This window comes from Lysinibacillus pakistanensis (genome assembly GCF_030123245.1).
GTDB lineage: Bacteria > Bacillota > Bacilli > Bacillales_A > Planococcaceae > Lysinibacillus > Lysinibacillus pakistanensis.
In genome coordinates this window covers 3,898,998-3,916,449 of record NZ_CP126101.1, presented here as the reverse complement: position 1 = coordinate 3,916,449, position 17,452 = coordinate 3,898,998, and the positions used below count along the sequence as shown (strand labels likewise).

16 protein-coding genes are annotated in these 17,452 nt (G+C 37.7%); 13 read left to right on the top strand and 3 right to left on the bottom strand.

The window, feature by feature from the left end:
- Positions 1 to 99 precede the first annotated feature (99 nt).
- The 4 genes from sppA to QNH24_RS19520 all read left to right on the top strand — a co-directional run bounded on the left by sppA (position 100) and on the right by QNH24_RS19520 (position 3,407).
- On the top strand, positions 100 to 1,113 hold the full coding sequence (gene sppA / locus QNH24_RS19535) for a signal peptide peptidase SppA (protein ID WP_283869163.1): 1,014 nt from the start codon (positions 100 to 102) through the stop codon (positions 1,111 to 1,113).
- A gap of 11 nt (positions 1,114 to 1,124) precedes the next feature.
- A complete protein-coding gene (locus QNH24_RS19530) occupies positions 1,125 to 1,748 on the top strand; it encodes an RDD family protein (RefSeq protein ID WP_283869162.1) in 624 nt (207 codons plus the stop codon).
- Positions 1,749 to 1,884: 136 nt separating this feature from the next.
- Positions 1,885 to 2,388, top strand: coding sequence for a thiol peroxidase (gene tpx / locus QNH24_RS19525; protein WP_054770901.1), 504 nt, complete (start codon positions 1,885 to 1,887; stop codon positions 2,386 to 2,388).
- A gap of 89 nt (positions 2,389 to 2,477) precedes the next feature.
- Positions 2,478 to 3,407: a class I SAM-dependent methyltransferase gene (locus QNH24_RS19520; RefSeq protein ID WP_283869161.1), complete on the top strand. Its 930-nt coding sequence runs from the start codon at positions 2,478 to 2,480 to the stop codon at positions 3,405 to 3,407.
- 41 nt (positions 3,408 to 3,448) lie between these two features.
- Here QNH24_RS19520 and QNH24_RS19515 read toward each other — a convergent pair whose 3' ends face one another.
- Entirely contained in the window at positions 3,449 to 3,898 is a 450-nt protein-coding gene (locus QNH24_RS19515) for a universal stress protein (protein ID WP_283869160.1), read from the bottom strand.
- Positions 3,899 to 4,329: 431 nt separating this feature from the next.
- Here QNH24_RS19515 and ald point away from each other — a divergent pair, with 431 nt between their 5' ends.
- On the top strand, positions 4,330 to 5,445 hold the full coding sequence (gene ald / locus QNH24_RS19510) for an alanine dehydrogenase (RefSeq protein ID WP_283869159.1): 1,116 nt from the start codon (positions 4,330 to 4,332) through the stop codon (positions 5,443 to 5,445).
- 80 nt (positions 5,446 to 5,525) lie between these two features.
- Here ald and QNH24_RS19505 read toward each other — a convergent pair whose 3' ends face one another.
- Entirely contained in the window at positions 5,526 to 6,614 is a 1,089-nt protein-coding gene (locus QNH24_RS19505) for a M24 family metallopeptidase (protein ID WP_283869158.1), read from the bottom strand.
- Between the two features lie 307 nt (positions 6,615 to 6,921).
- Here QNH24_RS19505 and QNH24_RS19500 point away from each other — a divergent pair, with 307 nt between their 5' ends.
- Both QNH24_RS19500 and QNH24_RS19495 read left to right on the top strand, forming a co-directional pair.
- Entirely contained in the window at positions 6,922 to 7,605 is a 684-nt protein-coding gene (locus tag QNH24_RS19500; RefSeq protein WP_283869157.1) for a metal-dependent hydrolase, read from the top strand.
- Between the two features lie 152 nt (positions 7,606 to 7,757).
- Complete coding sequence (locus QNH24_RS19495) at positions 7,758 to 9,065, top strand: DRTGG domain-containing protein (protein WP_283869156.1); 1,308 nt, start codon at positions 7,758 to 7,760, stop codon at positions 9,063 to 9,065.
- A 53-nt stretch (positions 9,066 to 9,118) separates the two neighbouring features.
- On the opposite strand, the gene QNH24_RS19490 is transcribed toward QNH24_RS19495, so the two are convergent.
- A complete protein-coding gene (locus tag QNH24_RS19490; protein WP_283869155.1) occupies positions 9,119 to 9,424 on the bottom strand; it encodes a YtpI family protein in 306 nt (101 codons plus the stop codon).
- Positions 9,425 to 9,514: 90 nt separating this feature from the next.
- On the opposite strand from QNH24_RS19490, the gene QNH24_RS19485 reads away from it, so the two are divergent.
- From QNH24_RS19485 to pfkA, 6 genes are all read left to right on the top strand, one after another.
- Positions 9,515 to 10,468: a DHH family phosphoesterase gene (locus QNH24_RS19485; protein ID WP_283869154.1), complete on the top strand. Its 954-nt coding sequence runs from the start codon at positions 9,515 to 9,517 to the stop codon at positions 10,466 to 10,468.
- A gap of 26 nt (positions 10,469 to 10,494) precedes the next feature.
- Positions 10,495 to 13,575, top strand: coding sequence for a DNA polymerase III subunit alpha (dnaE, locus tag QNH24_RS19480; protein WP_283869153.1), 3,081 nt, complete (start codon positions 10,495 to 10,497; stop codon positions 13,573 to 13,575).
- A gap of 129 nt (positions 13,576 to 13,704) precedes the next feature.
- On the top strand, positions 13,705 to 14,346 hold the full coding sequence (locus QNH24_RS19475) for a FadR/GntR family transcriptional regulator (protein ID WP_283869152.1): 642 nt from the start codon (positions 13,705 to 13,707) through the stop codon (positions 14,344 to 14,346).
- A gap of 21 nt (positions 14,347 to 14,367) precedes the next feature.
- Positions 14,368 to 15,225 (top strand): acetyl-CoA carboxylase, carboxyltransferase subunit beta, encoded by an 858-nt coding sequence (gene accD, locus QNH24_RS19470; protein WP_283869151.1) that lies wholly within the window; start codon positions 14,368 to 14,370, stop codon positions 15,223 to 15,225.
- Positions 15,218 to 16,180: an acetyl-CoA carboxylase carboxyltransferase subunit alpha gene (locus QNH24_RS19465; protein ID WP_283869150.1), complete on the top strand. Its 963-nt coding sequence runs from the start codon at positions 15,218 to 15,220 to the stop codon at positions 16,178 to 16,180. Before accD ends, QNH24_RS19465 begins: the two co-directional genes overlap by 8 nt.
- A gap of 303 nt (positions 16,181 to 16,483) precedes the next feature.
- A complete protein-coding gene (pfkA, locus tag QNH24_RS19460) occupies positions 16,484 to 17,443 on the top strand; it encodes a 6-phosphofructokinase (protein ID WP_283869149.1) in 960 nt (319 codons plus the stop codon).
- The last annotated feature ends 9 nt before the right edge of the window (positions 17,444 to 17,452 follow it).

Below are 17,452 nucleotides of genomic sequence, written 5' to 3'. Positions count from 1 at the left end.
ATTCGGTAATATTAATTAGCAAACTTTTAAATAGTATTGCAAAAAAAATGAAACATATTGGAAAGTTATTCGTATAACGTGTAGAGGAGGCGGAAAGACATGAATGTAAAAAGGTGGACTGCTTTAATTATTGCAGGTGTATTACTTGTATTTTCTTTAGGTATCAACACCGTATTTGCAATTTTTAAATCAGATTTATTTGGTAATTTTGACAGCTTAATGGCTGGTGATAATTTGTCAGTTATGGAGACAGTTATCGAAAATGGTAATATGGATAAGCGGATAGCCTATTTAAAAATTGATGGAGCAATACAAGATATTGGCTCAAGTTCGTTATGGCAACCAGTAGCATATGATCATCAATTCTTTTTAGGGCAATTAGATAATATTTTAAATGATGATTCGATACAAGGTATTGTTTTAAGTGTTAATTCACCAGGTGGTGGTGTTAAAGAATCTGCAGAAATTTATAAAAGACTTTTAAAAATTAAAGAAGAGCGAGAAATACCAATTTATGTTTCTATGGATTCAATGGCTGCATCAGGAGGTTACTATATTTCAGCACCAGCCGATAAAATATTTGCACAACGTGATACAATAACAGGTTCAATAGGTGTCATTATGCAATCAATTAATTATCAGGCTTTGGCAGAAAAAGTTGGTATTAAGTATGAGACGTTTAAATCTGGTGAGCATAAGGACATGCTAAGTCCTATGCGTGAAGTAACAGCAGAAGAGCGTGCCATGATGCAGGACATGATTAATGAATCATATGAGGAATTCGTTGATATTGTTGAAAAAGGGCGTAACATGTCTGAAGCAGAAGTTAAAAAAGTTGCTGATGGTCGAATACTAAGTGGTACAAAGGCACTTGAATCCGGCTTAATTGATGAAATTGGTGATCAGGAAGCTACGATTACTGCATTACGCGAAGATTTTGATTTACAAGATGCTGAATTATTTGAGTATTCATATGAAATGGGTGGCTGGCAGTCATATGTTGGCATGAAGATTGGATCTGTCTTTGGTCCATCTACTGAGGAAAAAATGCTGATGAAAATCATGACAGATTATAAAGCACCGAAAATGATGTACTTATACGGCGAATACTAAGGGGGAGCACAATGACAAACCATGAAATTGTTATGCAAGGTTCATCCTCTCTCAGTAATAAGCTACTAATTGATCAATCCGAAAAAACGATCATGAATAAAAACTACGCTAAAAAAACAGCAGGATTTTGGATCCGTTTTTGGGCATTTTTATTAGATGGATTTATTATTACAGCAGTTGGAGGCATTTTCATTAACCCTATTTTTTATGTAATGGATTGGTCATTATCTGAAACAGTATGGTATGCACCCATTTCAATAATTACTGCTATCCTGTATTATAGTTATTTCGTTCTGATGACAAAGTTTTTTGGGCAAACATTAGGGAAAATGGTATTTGGATTACGTGTGGTTTCACTAAAGCATGATAAACTTACTTGGTCTGATGTGATATTTCGTGATTGGATTGGGCGAATAATTTGTAATATTTTTATGCCACTATATATTCTTGTCGTTATTTTACCTGACAATAAAGGTTTACATGATTTCTTTGCGGATACAACTGTTGTTCATGAAAATACGTTTATTGAAAAGGAATTAACACAACCTCCATTACCAATCAAAGAGGATAGTCTTACAACTGAACCCCTCATAGAAAAAGACCTAGACATTCTTGAAGAAAAAAAAGGGGAATAGTAATTTGAGCTGTCTCAAGTAAATGGGGCAGCTCATTTTTGTGGTACCTGAAATTGAATTACGGAGTTGTCTTAGTTGCAAACAATTCCCTTCATTTAGTAATATTATGTACATATGATGATTAGGAGGCGTTTATATGGCACAAGTAACATTTAAAAATGGTCCAGTAACACTTATTGGTAACGAAGTAAAGGTTGGAGATCAAGCACCAAATTTCACAGTATTAGCGAACGACCTTTCACCTGTTACATTGAAAGATTCTGAGGGGAAAATTCGTTTATTTAGTGTTGTACCATCATTAGATACTGGTGTGTGCGATGCCCAAACACGTCGTTTTAACGAGGAAGCAGCAAACTTAGGAGACAATGTTGTAATTTATACAGTATCTGTTGATCTTCCGTTTGCTCAAAAACGTTGGTGTGGTGCTGCAGGGATTGATGCTGTTCAAACAGTTTCAGATCACCGTGACCTTTCATTTGGGGAAGCATATGGGGTATACATCCAAGAATTACGTCTTCTAACGCGTGCAGTTTTTGTGGTGGATGCTAATGACAAAGTGACATATGTGGAATATGTACCAGAGGCAACAGACCATCCAAATTATGAAGCGGCGATTGAAGCTGTCAAAGCACTAGCATAAAATACTGCTTTTAGGCTAAGATATTACTAGACAAAGGGGCTGTGACAAGGTTTTGTCACGGCTCTTTTCTGCGTGAAAGGAAGTTATCTATGGAAAATATTGAGAAGTTATTTGGTATGCTTAATGAACATGCTGAGAAAATAGAAAAAGAACAAGATATTACTTTGCTTGAAGGAGTTTTGGATGGTTTAGAGGCGTGGCTAGATGGAGTAGTTGATTTTTCTCAAGAAGGTGCAACTAAGGAAGAAGTACGAAAAGCAGTTCAAATTGCTATCTTAAAGGGTATGAGAAAAGGTTCTCAGCCTAATCATCAAATGACACCAGATACACTTGGTCTATTAGTTGGCTATTTTGTGGAGCAGATTTTTGCAGATCGTCTAGCAACAGAAAAAATCGCTATGTTGGATCCAGCGGTTGGTACAGGGAATTTACTACTAACAGTTATGAATTTATTAGATGGAAAGATAGAAGCTACTGGTATCGAGATTGATGAGCTGCTTATTCGTTTAGCCGCAGCAACAGCTGATTTGACAGAGCAGCCTGTGTCTTTATACCGTCAAGATGCTTTAGAGGATTTACTTGTAAATCCAGTGGATGCAATTGTTTGTGATCTACCAGTCGGTTACTATCCGAACGAGGAAGTGGCATTGAATTATGAATTATGTCCTTCAGAAGGAATGAGTTTTGCACATCATTTGTTTATTGAGCAGTCCATTAACTACACGAAGGATGGGGGCTATTTATTCTTCCTTGCACCATCCCATCTTTTTGACTCAGAGCAATCTAAGCAATTGCATAAATATATCCAGAAGCATGCTTGGATTCAAGCAATTATTCAGCTGCCTGATACAATATTTGCAAACAGAGCCCTTGAGAAAAGCATTGTTATTTTGCAAAAGCAGGGGCAGGACTTTAAGGCACCGAAAGAGGTATTGCTGGCAAAGGTACCAAATATGCAAAATAAACAAGCGCTAGCGATGTTCTTTGAAAAAGTGAAAATGTGGCGAGAAGATAAATAATTAAAAAGGTATCCAAAATTGGATACCTTTTTATGTACTAATTATTTTTCTGGCGTACGGATAACAAGTACGTCACATTTTGCTGAACGTACAATTGCTTCAGATACTGAACCGATTAGGAAGCGTTCTACTGCATTTAGACCAGTTGCACCACAGATGATTAAGTCTGCGTCTACGATGCTAGAAAGCTCTTTCGTAATGATATTTTTTGGTGAGCCATATTCAATTACAAGGTTAATGTTCGTTAAGCCTTCATCTTCAGCTTGTTTTTTGTAACCATTTAATAATTCTTCAGAGAATGCTTGAGCACGCTCGGCAATGGAACGATCATAAGCTTCGATTGCAGCGAAAGAACGTGTATCGATAACATTTACTAGGTTTAACACAGCACCTTCGTTACGTTTTGCCACGTCAATTGATTTACGGAAAGCGTATTCTGCTTCCTTAGAACCGTCTACTGCAACTACAATGCTTTTATAATGATTAGCCATTTAAATTACCTCCCTGATTTATATATTCTGATTATACCAAATGATTTTCTAAAGGAAATACTTTCCGAAAGAAAAAATGTGAAAAAGTGAAGGCTTTTATTGTGAAACTGCTAAAATATCAATTTCCCTCATATAATGTTGTCCAAAGAACAGTACTTCCAACTGGGAATCCATTATAAAAACGAAGATTACATTTTGTTAATAGAAACGGTGAGTGTCTATTTTTATGAATACCAACTGAAAATGTAATATTATTAATTTGAAAATTTTGTATTTTGTAAATGTTATTAATTTTAGCTGTAATCGCTTTATTTAAAGCATTTTTTGATTATTTTTGGTAATATGGAAGGGCAAGGGGTGCATCAATACGGAAAAAATCGTATTTACAAAAATGATGCTAATTTCTTAGGTAATGGAAGGGGATAGGAAAGATGAAAATTGGTATTCCAAAAGAGATTAAAAACAATGAAAATCGTGTAGCAATGACACCCGCTGGAGTTGTTACATTAACACATGCTGGTCATGAAGTATTCATTGAAACAGGAGCAGGCTTAGGATCAAGCTTTACAGATGCAGACTACCAGGAAGCAGGTGCTCACATTGTTGAAACAGCAAAAGAGGCATGGTCACAAGAAATGATTATGAAGGTAAAAGAACCTGTTGCATCAGAATATGACTACTTCCAAGAGGGGCAAATCCTATTCACTTATTTGCATTTAGCACCAGAAATCGAATTAACGCAGGCTCTTTTAAATAAAAAAGTTGTTGGTATTGCTTATGAAACAGTTCAATTAGCAAATGGTTCCTTACCACTATTAACACCAATGAGTGAAGTTGCAGGTAAAATGGCAACGCAAATTGGGGCACAGTTCCTAGAGAGAAACCATGCAGGAAAAGGAATTCTACTTGGCGGTGTATCTGGTGTACCACGCGGTAAAGTCACTGTTATTGGTGGTGGTATTGCTGGAACAAATGCGGCAAAAATAGCTGTTGGTATGGGTGCAGATGTAACAGTAATTGATTTAAGCCCAGAGCGTTTACGTCAATTAGAGGATTTATTTGGTCGTGATGTTCAAACATTAATGTCTAATCCTTATAATATTGCGGAATCCGTGAAAAACTCAGATTTAGTAATTGGAGCAGTGTTAATTCCTGGGGCTAAGGCACCTAAGCTTGTTTCTGAGGAAATGATTAAGTCTATGCAACCAGGCTCAGTAGTTGTTGATATTGCCATTGATCAAGGTGGAATTTTTGCAACATCCGATCGTGTGACGACACATGATGATCCAACTTATGTTAAACATGGTGTAGTGCACTATGCAGTAGCAAACATGCCAGGGGCTGTTCCTCGTACTTCAACTATTGCTTTAACAAATAATACAATTCCTTATGCACTGCAAATCGCAAATAAGGGATATAAACAAGCATGTCTTGATAATCCTGCATTGAAAAAAGGTGTAAATACGTTAGATGGACAACTTGTTTACAAGGCGGTAGCTGATTCTCAAGGTCTGCCATTTGTTGATGTAGATGAATTACTTCAATAATTGAAATAGCAAAAGGAAGCAACTATGAGAAAACTCATGGTGCTTCCTTTTTTGATTGGACTAAATGTAATTAGGAAGCATTAAAGCACAATTAATTCCTTTTGGAACTTTGTAAGCACCTCGACTCCATCTTTTGTAACAACCACATCATCTTCAATACGGACACCTGTTACATCAGATTTGTAGATACCTGGTTCAATTGTAAAGACCATTCCTTCTTCCATAATCAGTTCATTAGCACCTGTCACTGAAGGGAATTCATGGACGGAAATGCCAAGGCCATGACCTAGTCGATGTGTAAAATACTCTCCGAAACCAGCATCAGCAATCGTGTCACGGGCAATTTTATCTAACTCCATTGCACGGACACCTGGCTTTACAGCAGCAATGGCATTTGTATTGGCAGCTAGCACAGTATGATAAATTTCCTTCTGTGCTTCGCTTGGTTCACCAAAGGCAACTGTACGTGTAATATCAGAGCAATAACCATCGTAATTTACGCCTAGATCAAATAACACCATATCGCCTTTTTCAATTTTACGGGAACCCGGTATACCGTGTGGAGAGGCTGTTTTCGGTCCACTCAATACTGTTGTTTCGAAGGACATTTTACAGCCTTTTTCTTGAATAGCACTTTCAATAGCTGTTACAATTTCCATTTCTGTTTTTCCTTCAGCGATTTCCTTACAACCGACCTCAATTGCGTAGTCAGCAAGTTCAGCAGCTTTACGTAATTTTTCTAATTCATGTTCATCCTTAATAACACGCAAAGCATTGATTTTTTCATCAAGACGGACAAAATTTGCTTCCGGGAATGATTGCTGTAGTGCCTCAAAACGCTCTACAATAAGGTGAGCCTTTTCAATAGCAAAAGCTGATGGATTCACATTTCGATCTTTTATAGTTTGGGCAAGAACTTCCATGGAGTTTTCCGTATCTTGGTGACCAACCACCTCGTGTGACCAGCCAGCAGCCTTCGCATCTGGAATCTCCATTTTTGGACAAATTAAAAAAGGCTCTGCGTTTTTGAAAATCATCACGCCCAGTAATCGCTCATGTGGATTACTTTTAAAGCCAGAAACGTAAAAAACATTATCAGGTGTTGTTACGAAAGCAGCATCAATTTGGTTTTGTTGTAAATAGTTTTGAATTTCTTCTACCTTTGACATAGACATTTCCTCCTCTTGTTGCTTAAAAGATTTTTTTACTGCTGAAGCTTGGTGAGGCTTCTACTTTTGAGCGGGTCATCTCCTTTGCTAATGAATAATTGTCTCTTAATCGGGTAAAGTCTGATAAGATAAGACAACAATTCTCCCTATAAGCATATCAAAAAAAGGGAAAACGCGCATGAATAGCGAATAAAAATTAAAGGGGGCATATTGTGTAATAGTAATCAGTAGCTTACTAATTACCAGTTACCAATTTGGCCTTTTCGACACATGGATTCGTAACAATAGTGCAAGGAGGAATTATAAAATGGAGATAAGCTATCATGGACATTCCGTTGTTAAAATTCAAACTTATGGGAAAACAATATTGATTGATCCATTCATTAATGGGAATGGGCAAACAGATTTAAAGGTTGCGGAAGAAGCACCAGATATTATTATATTGACGCATGGACATAATGATCATGTTGGTGATACGGTAGAGCTTGCAAAGAAGAAAGACGCACTTGTTATTGCACCAAATGAGCTGGCCAATTGGATTTCCTGGCAAGGCGTGAAAGCGCATCCAATGCACATAGGAGGGGCAAGAGAATTTGATTTTGGTAAAGTGAAATTTACGCAAGCTTTCCATGGTTCTTCCTATGTAACTGAAAATAATGAAATTATTTATATGGGAATGCCAGCAGGAGTTTTATTATTTATTGAGGGATTAACAATCTATCACGCAGGAGATACAGCGCTATTTAGTGATATGAAATTAATTGGTGAGCGCCATCCGATTGATATTGCCTTTATACCAATTGGTGATAATTTCACAATGGGGCCAGAGGATGCTGCATGTGCAGTTGCATTTTTGAAGCCGAAAATTGTCGTACCAATTCATTACAATACATTTCCTCCAATCGAGCAGGATCCACAAATTTTTGCGGAACTAGTGCAAAATTCAGAGGTGCAAATTTTAAAAGCCGGTGAAAAAGTAAACTGTTCCTAAACAGTGACACTGCTGTACTATATAAATTGACACCACGTGCATAGTTGAAACGATGGGGAAAGTTAAACAAATTCATCACTTTATATTAAATATTTTTATAAAATATATGGTACACTAAGAGCAGAAATGATGCTTGAGGAATAGGTGATATTTTGTCTACAAAACATGAGAAAATTTTACAATACATCGAATCACTACCCGTGGGTGATAAAATTTCAGTACGTCAAATTGCAAAAGAAATGCAAGTAAGTGAAGGAACTGCATACCGTGCTATTAAGGAAGCGGAGAATCGCCGTTTAGTTAGCTCTATTGAACGGGTTGGAACAATTCGTATTGAAAAGAAAAAGAAAGAGAATATTGAACGCTTAACGTTTGCTGAAATTGTCAATATAATTGATGGACAGGTTTTAGGTGGGAAATCAGGACTACATAAAACGCTGACAAAATTTGTGATTGGTGCGATGCAATTAGAGGATATGATGCGTTATACAGATGCAGGAAGCTTGCTTATCGTTGGTAACCGTATTAAAGCCCATGAGAATGCGCTACGAGCTGGTGCAGCTGTTTTAATAACTGGTGGTTTTGATACAACGGAGGATAATAAGCAGCTTGCGGATTCATTAGATTTACCAATCATTTCAACAAGCTATGATACGTTTACAGTTGCGACGATGATTAATCGAGCAATTTATGATCAATTAATCAAAAAGGATATATTATTTATTGAGGATATCTATGTTCCGATGACAGATACAGCTGTCCTAAAAAATGATGAAACAATTCATCATTTCCAAAAGCTAAATGAGCGAACTACTCATGGTGCCTTTCCAGTAGTGACAGCCAATAATAAGCTTGTTGGGATGATTACTGTGAAAGACGTAATCGGTCGAGAAGAAACTGAGCTTATTGAAAAGGTAATGACTAAAAACCCGATTGCTGGATCCATGAAAATGAGTGTTGCTTCTGCGGGTCACCGTATGATTTGGGAAGGCATTGATTTGTTACCGATCGTTGATGATGATACGATTTTACAAGGCGTGATTAGCCGTCAAGATGTGCTTAAGGCACTTCAGCTTGCACAAAGACAGCCTCAACATGGAGAAACAATTGATGATTTAGTAAAAAATGAAATGAAGGTTCTTGGTGATGAAGAGCTAATCGTTGAGTTTAAAGTAACACCTCAAATGACAAACCAGTATGGGGCGATTTCTTACGGAGCATTTACAACTTTATTAGCAGAAGTTGGTTCATTTTCATTAAAGCGCCGTAAGCGAGGCGATGCCGTCGCCGAAAACATGACGATTTATTTCATCAAGCCTGTACAAATGGAAAGTACACTTACTGTAAAACCTCGAATTTTAGACATGAGTCGTAAATTTGTGAAAATGGACTTCGAAGTGTTTAATCAGCAAATGTTAGTCGGGAAGGCAATGATGATGTTCCAACTCTTGGAGCGCTAAGCTGGAAAAGGGATGGCCTAGTGGAAATATTAGGCCATCCCTTATTTTTTTGCTTATTGATTAATACGGCACTCCTCTTCAACAAATTGACCGTAGTGTCGTGCTTTTTTAATATTTTCAATAATAACAAAGATGCCTAAAACGACAAGAATTGCTACAATAATAAATGTGTATAATCCAGGGAATAAATAAGCTTGATTACAACCAAAAAAAAGTATAAAGGCACCGAAACCTACATTCGCCTTGCTTTTGTACCATTTTTTTGCAATCGGTAATGGAGAACGGAATTGTTTTGTTTTAAAGTAAAAATAAAAAACAAATGATATGATTATGGCAAACACAAAAATTAAATTGAGCATAGTAAACCTCCTAGCATAACTAGACATTATTGTAACGATTATTGATGAAAAATGCTAACGGTTATTACTATCATTTTGGGGGAAATTATATTGAAACGACAAATCATCGACACAATTGCTTTATATGAGACAATTATTATTCATCGTCATGTACGTCCAGATCCAGATGCTTATGGATCTCAACAAGGTTTAAAAGAATTAATCTTAGCCAACTATCCAGAAAAAAAGGTTTTTGCTGTAGGTGAGCATGATGATTCTTTAACATTTATGGCACAGCCTGATCAAATTACTGATGATGTTTATGATAATGCTTTAGTAATTGTTACGGATACTGCAAATACTGAACGTGTTGACGACCAACGCTATACAAAGGGTAAAATGGTTATTAAAATCGATCATCATCCAAATGATGATGCATATGGCGATTTATTGTGGGTGGACACGACAGCTAGCTCTTGTAGTGAAATGATCTATGAGCTTTTTGAGGAAGGGCGCAATGCAGCCAACTGGTCGCTATCTAGTGCAGCTGCAAGATTGCTATTTGCTGGTATTGTGGGTGATACAGGAAGATTTCAATTTCCAAGTACAACTGCGAAAACGTTTAAAATTGCTGCAGAACTCATTACATATGATTTTGATAGAAATCAGATTTTTAATGGCATGTATGAAATGGAACAAAAATTACTAAATTTACAGGGCTATATCTATCAAAATTTTGAAATGGATGAGCATGGGGCAGCATATATAAAGCTGACGAAGGAATTGCTAACAGATTTTGAGGCTGTACCATCTGAGGCTTCTCTTTTAGTAGGCAGCCTTGGTAGTGTGAAAGGTATTTGTGCATGGGTTGTGTTTATTGAGGAGGGGGAACAAATTCGAGTACGTTTACGCTCGAAAGGTCCTGTTATTAATACGCTAGCGAAGGAATTCAATGGTGGGGGACACCCATTAGCTTCAGGGGCAACTGCTTATTCATGGGAGGAAGCGGATCGTGTGATAAATCGTTTACAGGCAATTTGTCAAACGTATCGCTCAAATAACTAACAAGATCAAGAAAGGAAGGGATTCATTTGACACATGTATATACGAAAATGCATACGAGCGCGGATTTATTGAAAAGCACGATTCGGCTTGAACAATTGATCCCTTTTTTACAAGAGCAAAAAACGCAGGCCTGTGCAATCGTCAATTCGAAATTGTATGGGCTTTTGCCTTTTTGTAGGGCGTTACAGCAAGCAAATATTCATGCTGTAGTCGGTCTTTCTATAAACATACAATGGCAGGAGTTACAAATTCCTTTAGTTTTATATGCAAAGACACAAGAAGGTTATCAGCATTTATTAAAGATTAGTAGTGCTGTTTCGATAAGAGAGGATGAAGTTTTGCCTTGGAAATGGCTGAAGGGGTATGCAGCAGGCTGTATAGCATTGCTTTCCTCTAATGACATAATGGAAATTGGACATTGGACAGAGGCAGCAAGTGCACTAAAAGCATTATTTGGTCAGCATTTATTTATGGGAGTTGCTAGACCAGCAGGGATGATTGCAGAAACAGAACAGGATTGTGTTACATGGTGTAAAAACGAAAGCGTTCCTTTAGTCGCTTCACAAAGTTGTTATTTTCTACGACCTGAAGACCACTTTGCTTACGAGGTGGTAAGAGCTATTGATACAGGTGAAAAATGCACGGATACAAAGGTATCCGCCTTGCAAGGTTATTTTGTGCCAACTCAGAGTGAATGGAGCAGCTGGTTTGCTGATCGTCCTGAATGGCTTGAAGCGAGCGCAGCAATGTTAGCTAGCTGTACTGCCAAAATTCCTCATATGCCTGTGCAAATGCCTAAATTTCCAGTGCCAATAGGAGAGACTGCTGAGAACTTGCTTGTCAAAGAGGCGTTTACTGGATTAACAATGCGCTTCAATGAGCATGAAATACCACCTGCTTATAAAGAGCGACTACAATATGAGCTTGAAATTATTTGTTCAATGGGCTTTGCGGATTATTTTTTAATTGTTGCGGATTTTATGCAATATGCCAAAGAAAATCAAATTTTAACAGGGCCAGGCCGGGGTTCATCAGCGGGATCACTTGTAGCCTATAGTCTTTCTATAACACAAGTAGATCCTCTAGCATATGGATTAATATTCGAGCGTTTTTTAAATCCAGAACGTATTTCTTTGCCAGATATTGATATTGATTTTGTAGATAATAAAAGACAAAAGGTTATACAATATGTTGCACACAAATATGGTAAGGCAAATGTCGCGCAGATTATTACATTTGGTACATTATCTGCAAAAGCTGTGGCTCGGGATGTAGCTCGAGCTTTAGGCTTCGAAGCTGAAACATTAGAAAAGATTTCGAAATTGATTCCTAATAAACCTGGAATGACGCTACAAAAAGCGGTCGCGGAATCACAGGGCTTACAAGGCTGGATAGCAGAGGATGAAAAGCATCGTCGTTGGTTAGAAGTAGCTTTGAAATTAGAGGGTTTGCCAAGAAATTCCTCTACACATGCTGCTGGGGTTGTATTAGCACCATCCCCCTTGGTCAATACAATGCCTATTGAGAAGGGGCATGATGATATTTATTGTACGCAATGGCCAATGGGTGATGTAGAAGCATGTGGTCTTGTGAAAATGGACTTTTTAGGCTTGCGTAATTTAACAATTTTAGAGCAGATACGCTGGTCAATTTATAAAGCAAGGGGACCATGGATAGAGTTTGAACGAATCCCTATGCAAGATGAAAAAACATTCCAACTTCTTCAAAGGGGAGATACGTTAGGGATTTTTCAGTTGGAATCTGAAGGCATGAAGCAAGCTTTACGGGACATTAAACCAACTCATTTTTTAGATATAGTAGCAGTCAATGCTTTATATCGGCCAGGTCCAATGGATTTTATTCCAATCTATGCAAAACGGAAATCAGGACAAGAATTAGTGGTTATGCCACATCCAGTGTTAGAGCCGATTTTACAAGAGACATTTGGTGTTATCGTTTATCAGGAACAGATCATGCAAATTGCCTCGATAATGGCAGGCTTTTCGATGGGACAGGCAGATTTACTGCGTCGAGCGGTCAGCAAGAAAAATCGCCAAGTTTTAGAGGAGCAACGTGCTGTATTTGTCAATGGAGCGATGAAGCAAGGTTACGATATTCATATAGCAGAAGAAGTGTATGCACTGATTGTACGTTTTGCGGATTATGGCTTCCCTAAAAGCCATGCAGTTGCATATAGTGTTATTTCCTATCAAATGGCCTATTTAAAGGCGCATTATCCAAAAAGCTTTTATGCAGCGTTATTGTCAAATGCAACAGGAAATGTGGAAAAGATTCAGCAGCTTGTGAATGAAGCCAAAGAGCAGGGTATAATTTTTTACCCGCCCTCATTAAAACATAGTACTAAATATTTCACTGTAGAAAATGATGGCATTCGCTATAGCTTATCAGGGATTAAAGGTGTTCCTCATCCCTTAATTGAGATGGTTAAGGCCATACAACAATCGAATGTAGAGGCATTGAATAATTTATTTGATCTAGCAGTTGCTTTAAGTGCTCAGCATTTTAAACCGAAAGTAATAGAATCTTTAATTTTTGCTGGAGCCCTTGATTATTTGGAGAAAGATCGTGCTGTACTTATTAAGACTGTAGAAGCAGCTTTGAAGCATGCAGAGCTATTAAGACCTACAGTAGAGATTGATTGGGCCTCAGCTACTGCCTTTAGCTTCGGTAAGCCCAAATATATGCAAGCTCAAGAAATGACGCAAAAAGAAAAACTGATGCACGAGAAGGAAGTTTTAGGGTTTTATATATCAGCACATCCTGTAACAGAAGAGCGAGCTTTCTGGCCGGATGCCAATGTTACATGCAGAGAGTTAAAACATACACGAGATGGAACCTATGTCAAAGTGATTGGCTTGATTGAAGAGATAAAAAAAATTCGTACAAAGAGAGGTGAGCAAATGGCTTTTGCTCAGCTACAAGACGAATATGGCACAGTGTCCATCACCCTATTTCCACAAGTATTTCAGCTTGTGCAGGACTTTTTAAAGGAGGATGAAATACTTTATATTGAGGGTACAGTGGAACGACGATTTGGAAAGGCACAGGTGAAAGTAAAACACGCACAAACGACAAAAAAAATATAAAATGAAACAAGAATTTAGAAACTGCATAAATTTTATGCAGTTTTTTCTTTACATTTCATCAGTTATTTTGTAAGCTAGAAACAACGTTAAAAGTGGTCAGACCACTTTTTGATAAGGGGAGTTAGTCGTATGGATAAAAAAACCGAACAAAAGAAAGTGTTTTTAGAAATCGTCCAACAATTACGTCAACTCATAAAAATAGAAAAAATACAAGCTGGTGAGAAGCTGCCTTCCGAACGAGTTCTGTCAGAGCGTCTAGGTGTCGGGCGTTCCTCTGTAAGAGAGGCATTACGAAGTTTAGAATTGCTCGGACTGATTGAAACAAGACATGGTGGTGGTACTTTTCTAGCATCAACACATAAACATCAGCTCGTAGAAATATTGTCGATGTTTATATTAGAAGATGAAAAATCAAAAAAGGATGTCGAATTAACGCGGCAAATTCATGAAAAGGAAGCTATCCGCGTAATAAGTTGTACAGAGATTCTTCGCATACTACCTGTGTGGGATAGTTTTTTTGTGAAACTAGAAATTGAAGGTACGGTAAATTGTCGGGATATTTTACGAGAGCTAATAATAACGGCAGGAAATCGACTGTCTTTAAAAATCTGGTTTCAATTAACAGCTTATGATGGTGATCGTTTAAATCGAAACTCAACAGAAGAGGAAAAGTTAATTATTCAAACAATGTTGAAATCGATGCAGCTAGGCTATGAAAAAGAAGCATTAAATGCTTACGAACAATGGATGAATACTGAACAAAGCATTTAGACAACAGAGGGGGAGTCAAACATGGCAATACGTAGCTTATTTAGTGGTAATAAGAAAAAGAAAGAGAGCGGACAAGAAAAGGCATTTCCAGAAGGACTGATGACAAAATGTCCTGAATGCCGCCATATTCAATTAACGAAGGAATTAGAGAAAAATCATAAAGTATGCACAAAATGTAGCCATCACTTCAAAATGACTGCACAGGAGCGCGTCGATTATTTCTTAGATGAAGGCTCATTTGTTTCTATGGATGATCATTTACAAACAAGTAATCCACTTAATTTCCCAGCGTACGTAGAGAAAATTTCTGTGGACCAACAAAAAACGGGCTTAAATGAGGCTGTATTGACAGGAGTAGGAACGTTAGACGGAGAAGAAATTGTTGTAGCAATTATGGATTCTCATTTCCGTATGGGCTCCATGGGCTCAGTTGTTGGAGAAAAAATTACACGAGCTGTTGAAAAGGCTACAGAATTGCGTGTACCGTTTATTATTTTTACTGCTAGTGGAGGAGCGCGCATGCAGGAAGGCGTTCTATCATTAATGCAAATGGCGAAAACGAGCGTGGCATTAAAACGTCATAGTGAACAAGGGCTTTTATTTATTTCCATATTGACACATCCAACAACAGGTGGTGTTTCGGCAAGCTTTGCATCTGTTGGAGATATTAATATTGCGGAACCACAGGCATTAATTGGCTTTGCTGGACGTCGTGTTATTGAAGAAACGGTTAGGGAAAAATTACCTAATGATTTCCAAACGGCAGAATTTTTACTAGAGCATGGTCAACTTGATGCCATCTTCCCTCGTAAAGATTTGCGAAATCAAGTAGCAGTACTTGTAAAAATGCATACGAAAGGCGGCGTACAACATGCCTAAAAATTTAGCTTTTGAAGAACCAGTAATACAATTACGTGAAAAAATAGATGAATTAAAATCAATAGCTGCTGAAGCAGATGTAGATATGACAGGCGAAATTGAAAAACTTGAAACTCGTCTGACTCAGCTAGAGCAATCCATATACGCCAATATGAAGCCGTGGGATCGTGTGCAGGTTGCAAGACATCCAGAAAGACCAACGACATTACAATATATAGAAGCGATGTGTGAAAATTTTATAGAATTGCATGGGGATCGGACGTTTGGTGATGATGCAGCCATTCTTGGAGGTATTGCATTTTTTGAAGGACAGCCAGTAACAATTATCGGACATCAACGTGGAAAATCTACAAAAGAAAATATCCGTCGTAATTTTGGTATGCCACATCCAGAAGGTTATCGAAAAGCATTGCGATTAATGAAGCAGGCGGAGAAATTTAAACGACCGATTATATGCTTTATTGATACGAAAGGCGCGTACCCAGGTAAGGCAGCTGAGGAACGTGGTCAAAGTGAAGCAATTGCTAGAAATTTGATTGAGATGGCAGGCTTAAAAGTACCAGTAATCAGCATTGTTATTGGCGAAGGTGGTAGCGGTGGTGCACTTGCATTAGGGGTAGCTAATCGCGTCTTTATGTTAGAGAACTCAACATATTCTGTTATCTCTCCTGAAGGAGCAGCATCCATCTTATGGCGTGATGGAAGCCTTGCAAAACAAGCTGCAGAGGCAATGCGTATAACAGCACCTGATTTAAAGGAGCTAGGTGTCATTGATGGCATTATTCCAGAAATTACAGGTGGTGCACATCGCAATGTAGCAAAACAGGCACTCTATATAAAGGAATGTATAAGTGACACACTGAAAGCATTAAATTCTTTAAATGGTGAACAATTAGTTGAAGATCGTTACGAGAAATTTAAAAAAATAGGTCAATATACAGAAACAGAAGTATAAAAATATTTTGTGAATTAAATTTTAGAATTAGATTCGATAGTTGAAATTTGCTCGTAAAGAGATTAATTTTGTCTTTAAATAATGAAAAAGCTTTTATGATATAAGAAGATAGTAGCGCAAAAATAACGCCAGACTTCTTGAAAAAATGTTAGATTTCGGATGTTTTTGAATGGAAAGAGTGTGTGAAAGCGCATTCTTTTCATTTTTTATGTAAAAGTTATGTTTTTATAGTCTTAGAACCCTTACATAGTTTGTTTTTTCATGTTAATGTGAATAATAATAGTAACTGCAGGAGGTTCGACAATGAAAAAAATTGCCGTATTAACAAGTGGTGGAGACGCACCAGGAATGAACGCAGCTATTCGTGCAGTAGTTCGTAAGGCAGCATTTCATGGAATCGATGTTGTCGGAATTAAGCATGGCTATGAAGGCTTAGTAAAAGGTTACATGGAAAACCTTGATTTAGGTTCAGTAGGTGGCATAATCCAACGAGGTGGTACACAGTTAAATTCAGCGAGATGTCCTGAATTTAAAGAAGAAGCAGTCCAACAGCGTGGTATTGACAACCTGCGGGCAGCTGGAATTGAAGGTTTAGTTGTTATTGGCGGTGATGGTTCCTACAGAGGTGCTATGGATTTAGTGAAGAAAGGCTTCCCTGTTGTTGGTGTCCCAGGAACAATTGATAATGATGTACCGGGCACAGAATACACAATAGGATTTGATACGGCACTAAATACTGTTGTAGAATCCATCGATAAAATTCGTGATACAGCAACCTCTCATGAAAACTCCTTTATCGTAGAGGTAATGGGAAGAGACGCAGGTGACATTGCTTTATGGGCAGGTCTTGCAGCTGGTGCTGAAACAGTTTTAATTCCAGAAGAAGATTATAATTTAGATGATATTGTGGCACGCTTAGATCGAGGAGCAGCTCGTGGTAAAAAGCATAGTATTATTATTGTTGCTGAGGGTGTCATGTCTGGTAGTGATTTGGCAAAATTGTTAAATGAAAAAACGGGGAAAGAGACACGTGTTTCTGTTCTTGGCCATATTCAGCGAGGTGGTTCTCCTACTGCACGTGATCGTGTTTTGGCAAGTCAATTCGGTGCTCATGCAGTTGAATTACTAATGGAAGGAAAGTCTGGCAGAGCGGTAGGAATTCGCAATCATCAAGTAATTGACTATGATATGCCTGAAGCTTTCGAAAAAAATCATGAGGCAGATGTAAGTTTATATACGTTAATGAAAGAACTATCAATATAATTTGGCATA

Excerpts from the sequence above, each read along its gene's own strand:
- accD (WP_283869151.1), top strand. The coding sequence starts at position 14,368 with ATGGCAATACGTAGCTTATTTAGTGGTAATAAGAAAAAGAAAGAGAGC.
- QNH24_RS19500 (WP_283869157.1), top strand. The coding sequence starts at position 6,922 with ATGGAGATAAGCTATCATGGACATTCCGTTGTTAAAATTCAAACTTAT.
- QNH24_RS19475 (WP_283869152.1), top strand. The coding sequence starts at position 13,705 with ATGGATAAAAAAACCGAACAAAAGAAAGTGTTTTTAGAAATCGTCCAA.
- QNH24_RS19520 (WP_283869161.1), top strand. The coding sequence starts at position 2,478 with ATGGAAAATATTGAGAAGTTATTTGGTATGCTTAATGAACATGCTGAG.
- QNH24_RS19515 (WP_283869160.1), bottom strand. The coding sequence starts at position 3,898 with ATGGCTAATCATTATAAAAGCATTGTAGTTGCAGTAGACGGTTCTAAG.
- QNH24_RS19505 (WP_283869158.1), bottom strand. The coding sequence starts at position 6,614 with ATGTCAAAGGTAGAAGAAATTCAAAACTATTTACAACAAAACCAAATT.
- QNH24_RS19530 (WP_283869162.1), top strand. The coding sequence starts at position 1,125 with ATGACAAACCATGAAATTGTTATGCAAGGTTCATCCTCTCTCAGTAAT.
- QNH24_RS19465 (WP_283869150.1), top strand. The coding sequence starts at position 15,218 with ATGCCTAAAAATTTAGCTTTTGAAGAACCAGTAATACAATTACGTGAA.
- QNH24_RS19490 (WP_283869155.1), bottom strand. The coding sequence starts at position 9,424 with ATGCTCAATTTAATTTTTGTGTTTGCCATAATCATATCATTTGTTTTT.
- pfkA (WP_283869149.1), top strand. The coding sequence starts at position 16,484 with ATGAAAAAAATTGCCGTATTAACAAGTGGTGGAGACGCACCAGGAATG.
- tpx (WP_054770901.1), top strand. The coding sequence starts at position 1,885 with ATGGCACAAGTAACATTTAAAAATGGTCCAGTAACACTTATTGGTAAC.
- sppA (WP_283869163.1), top strand. The coding sequence starts at position 100 with ATGAATGTAAAAAGGTGGACTGCTTTAATTATTGCAGGTGTATTACTT.
- ald (WP_283869159.1), top strand. The coding sequence starts at position 4,330 with ATGAAAATTGGTATTCCAAAAGAGATTAAAAACAATGAAAATCGTGTA.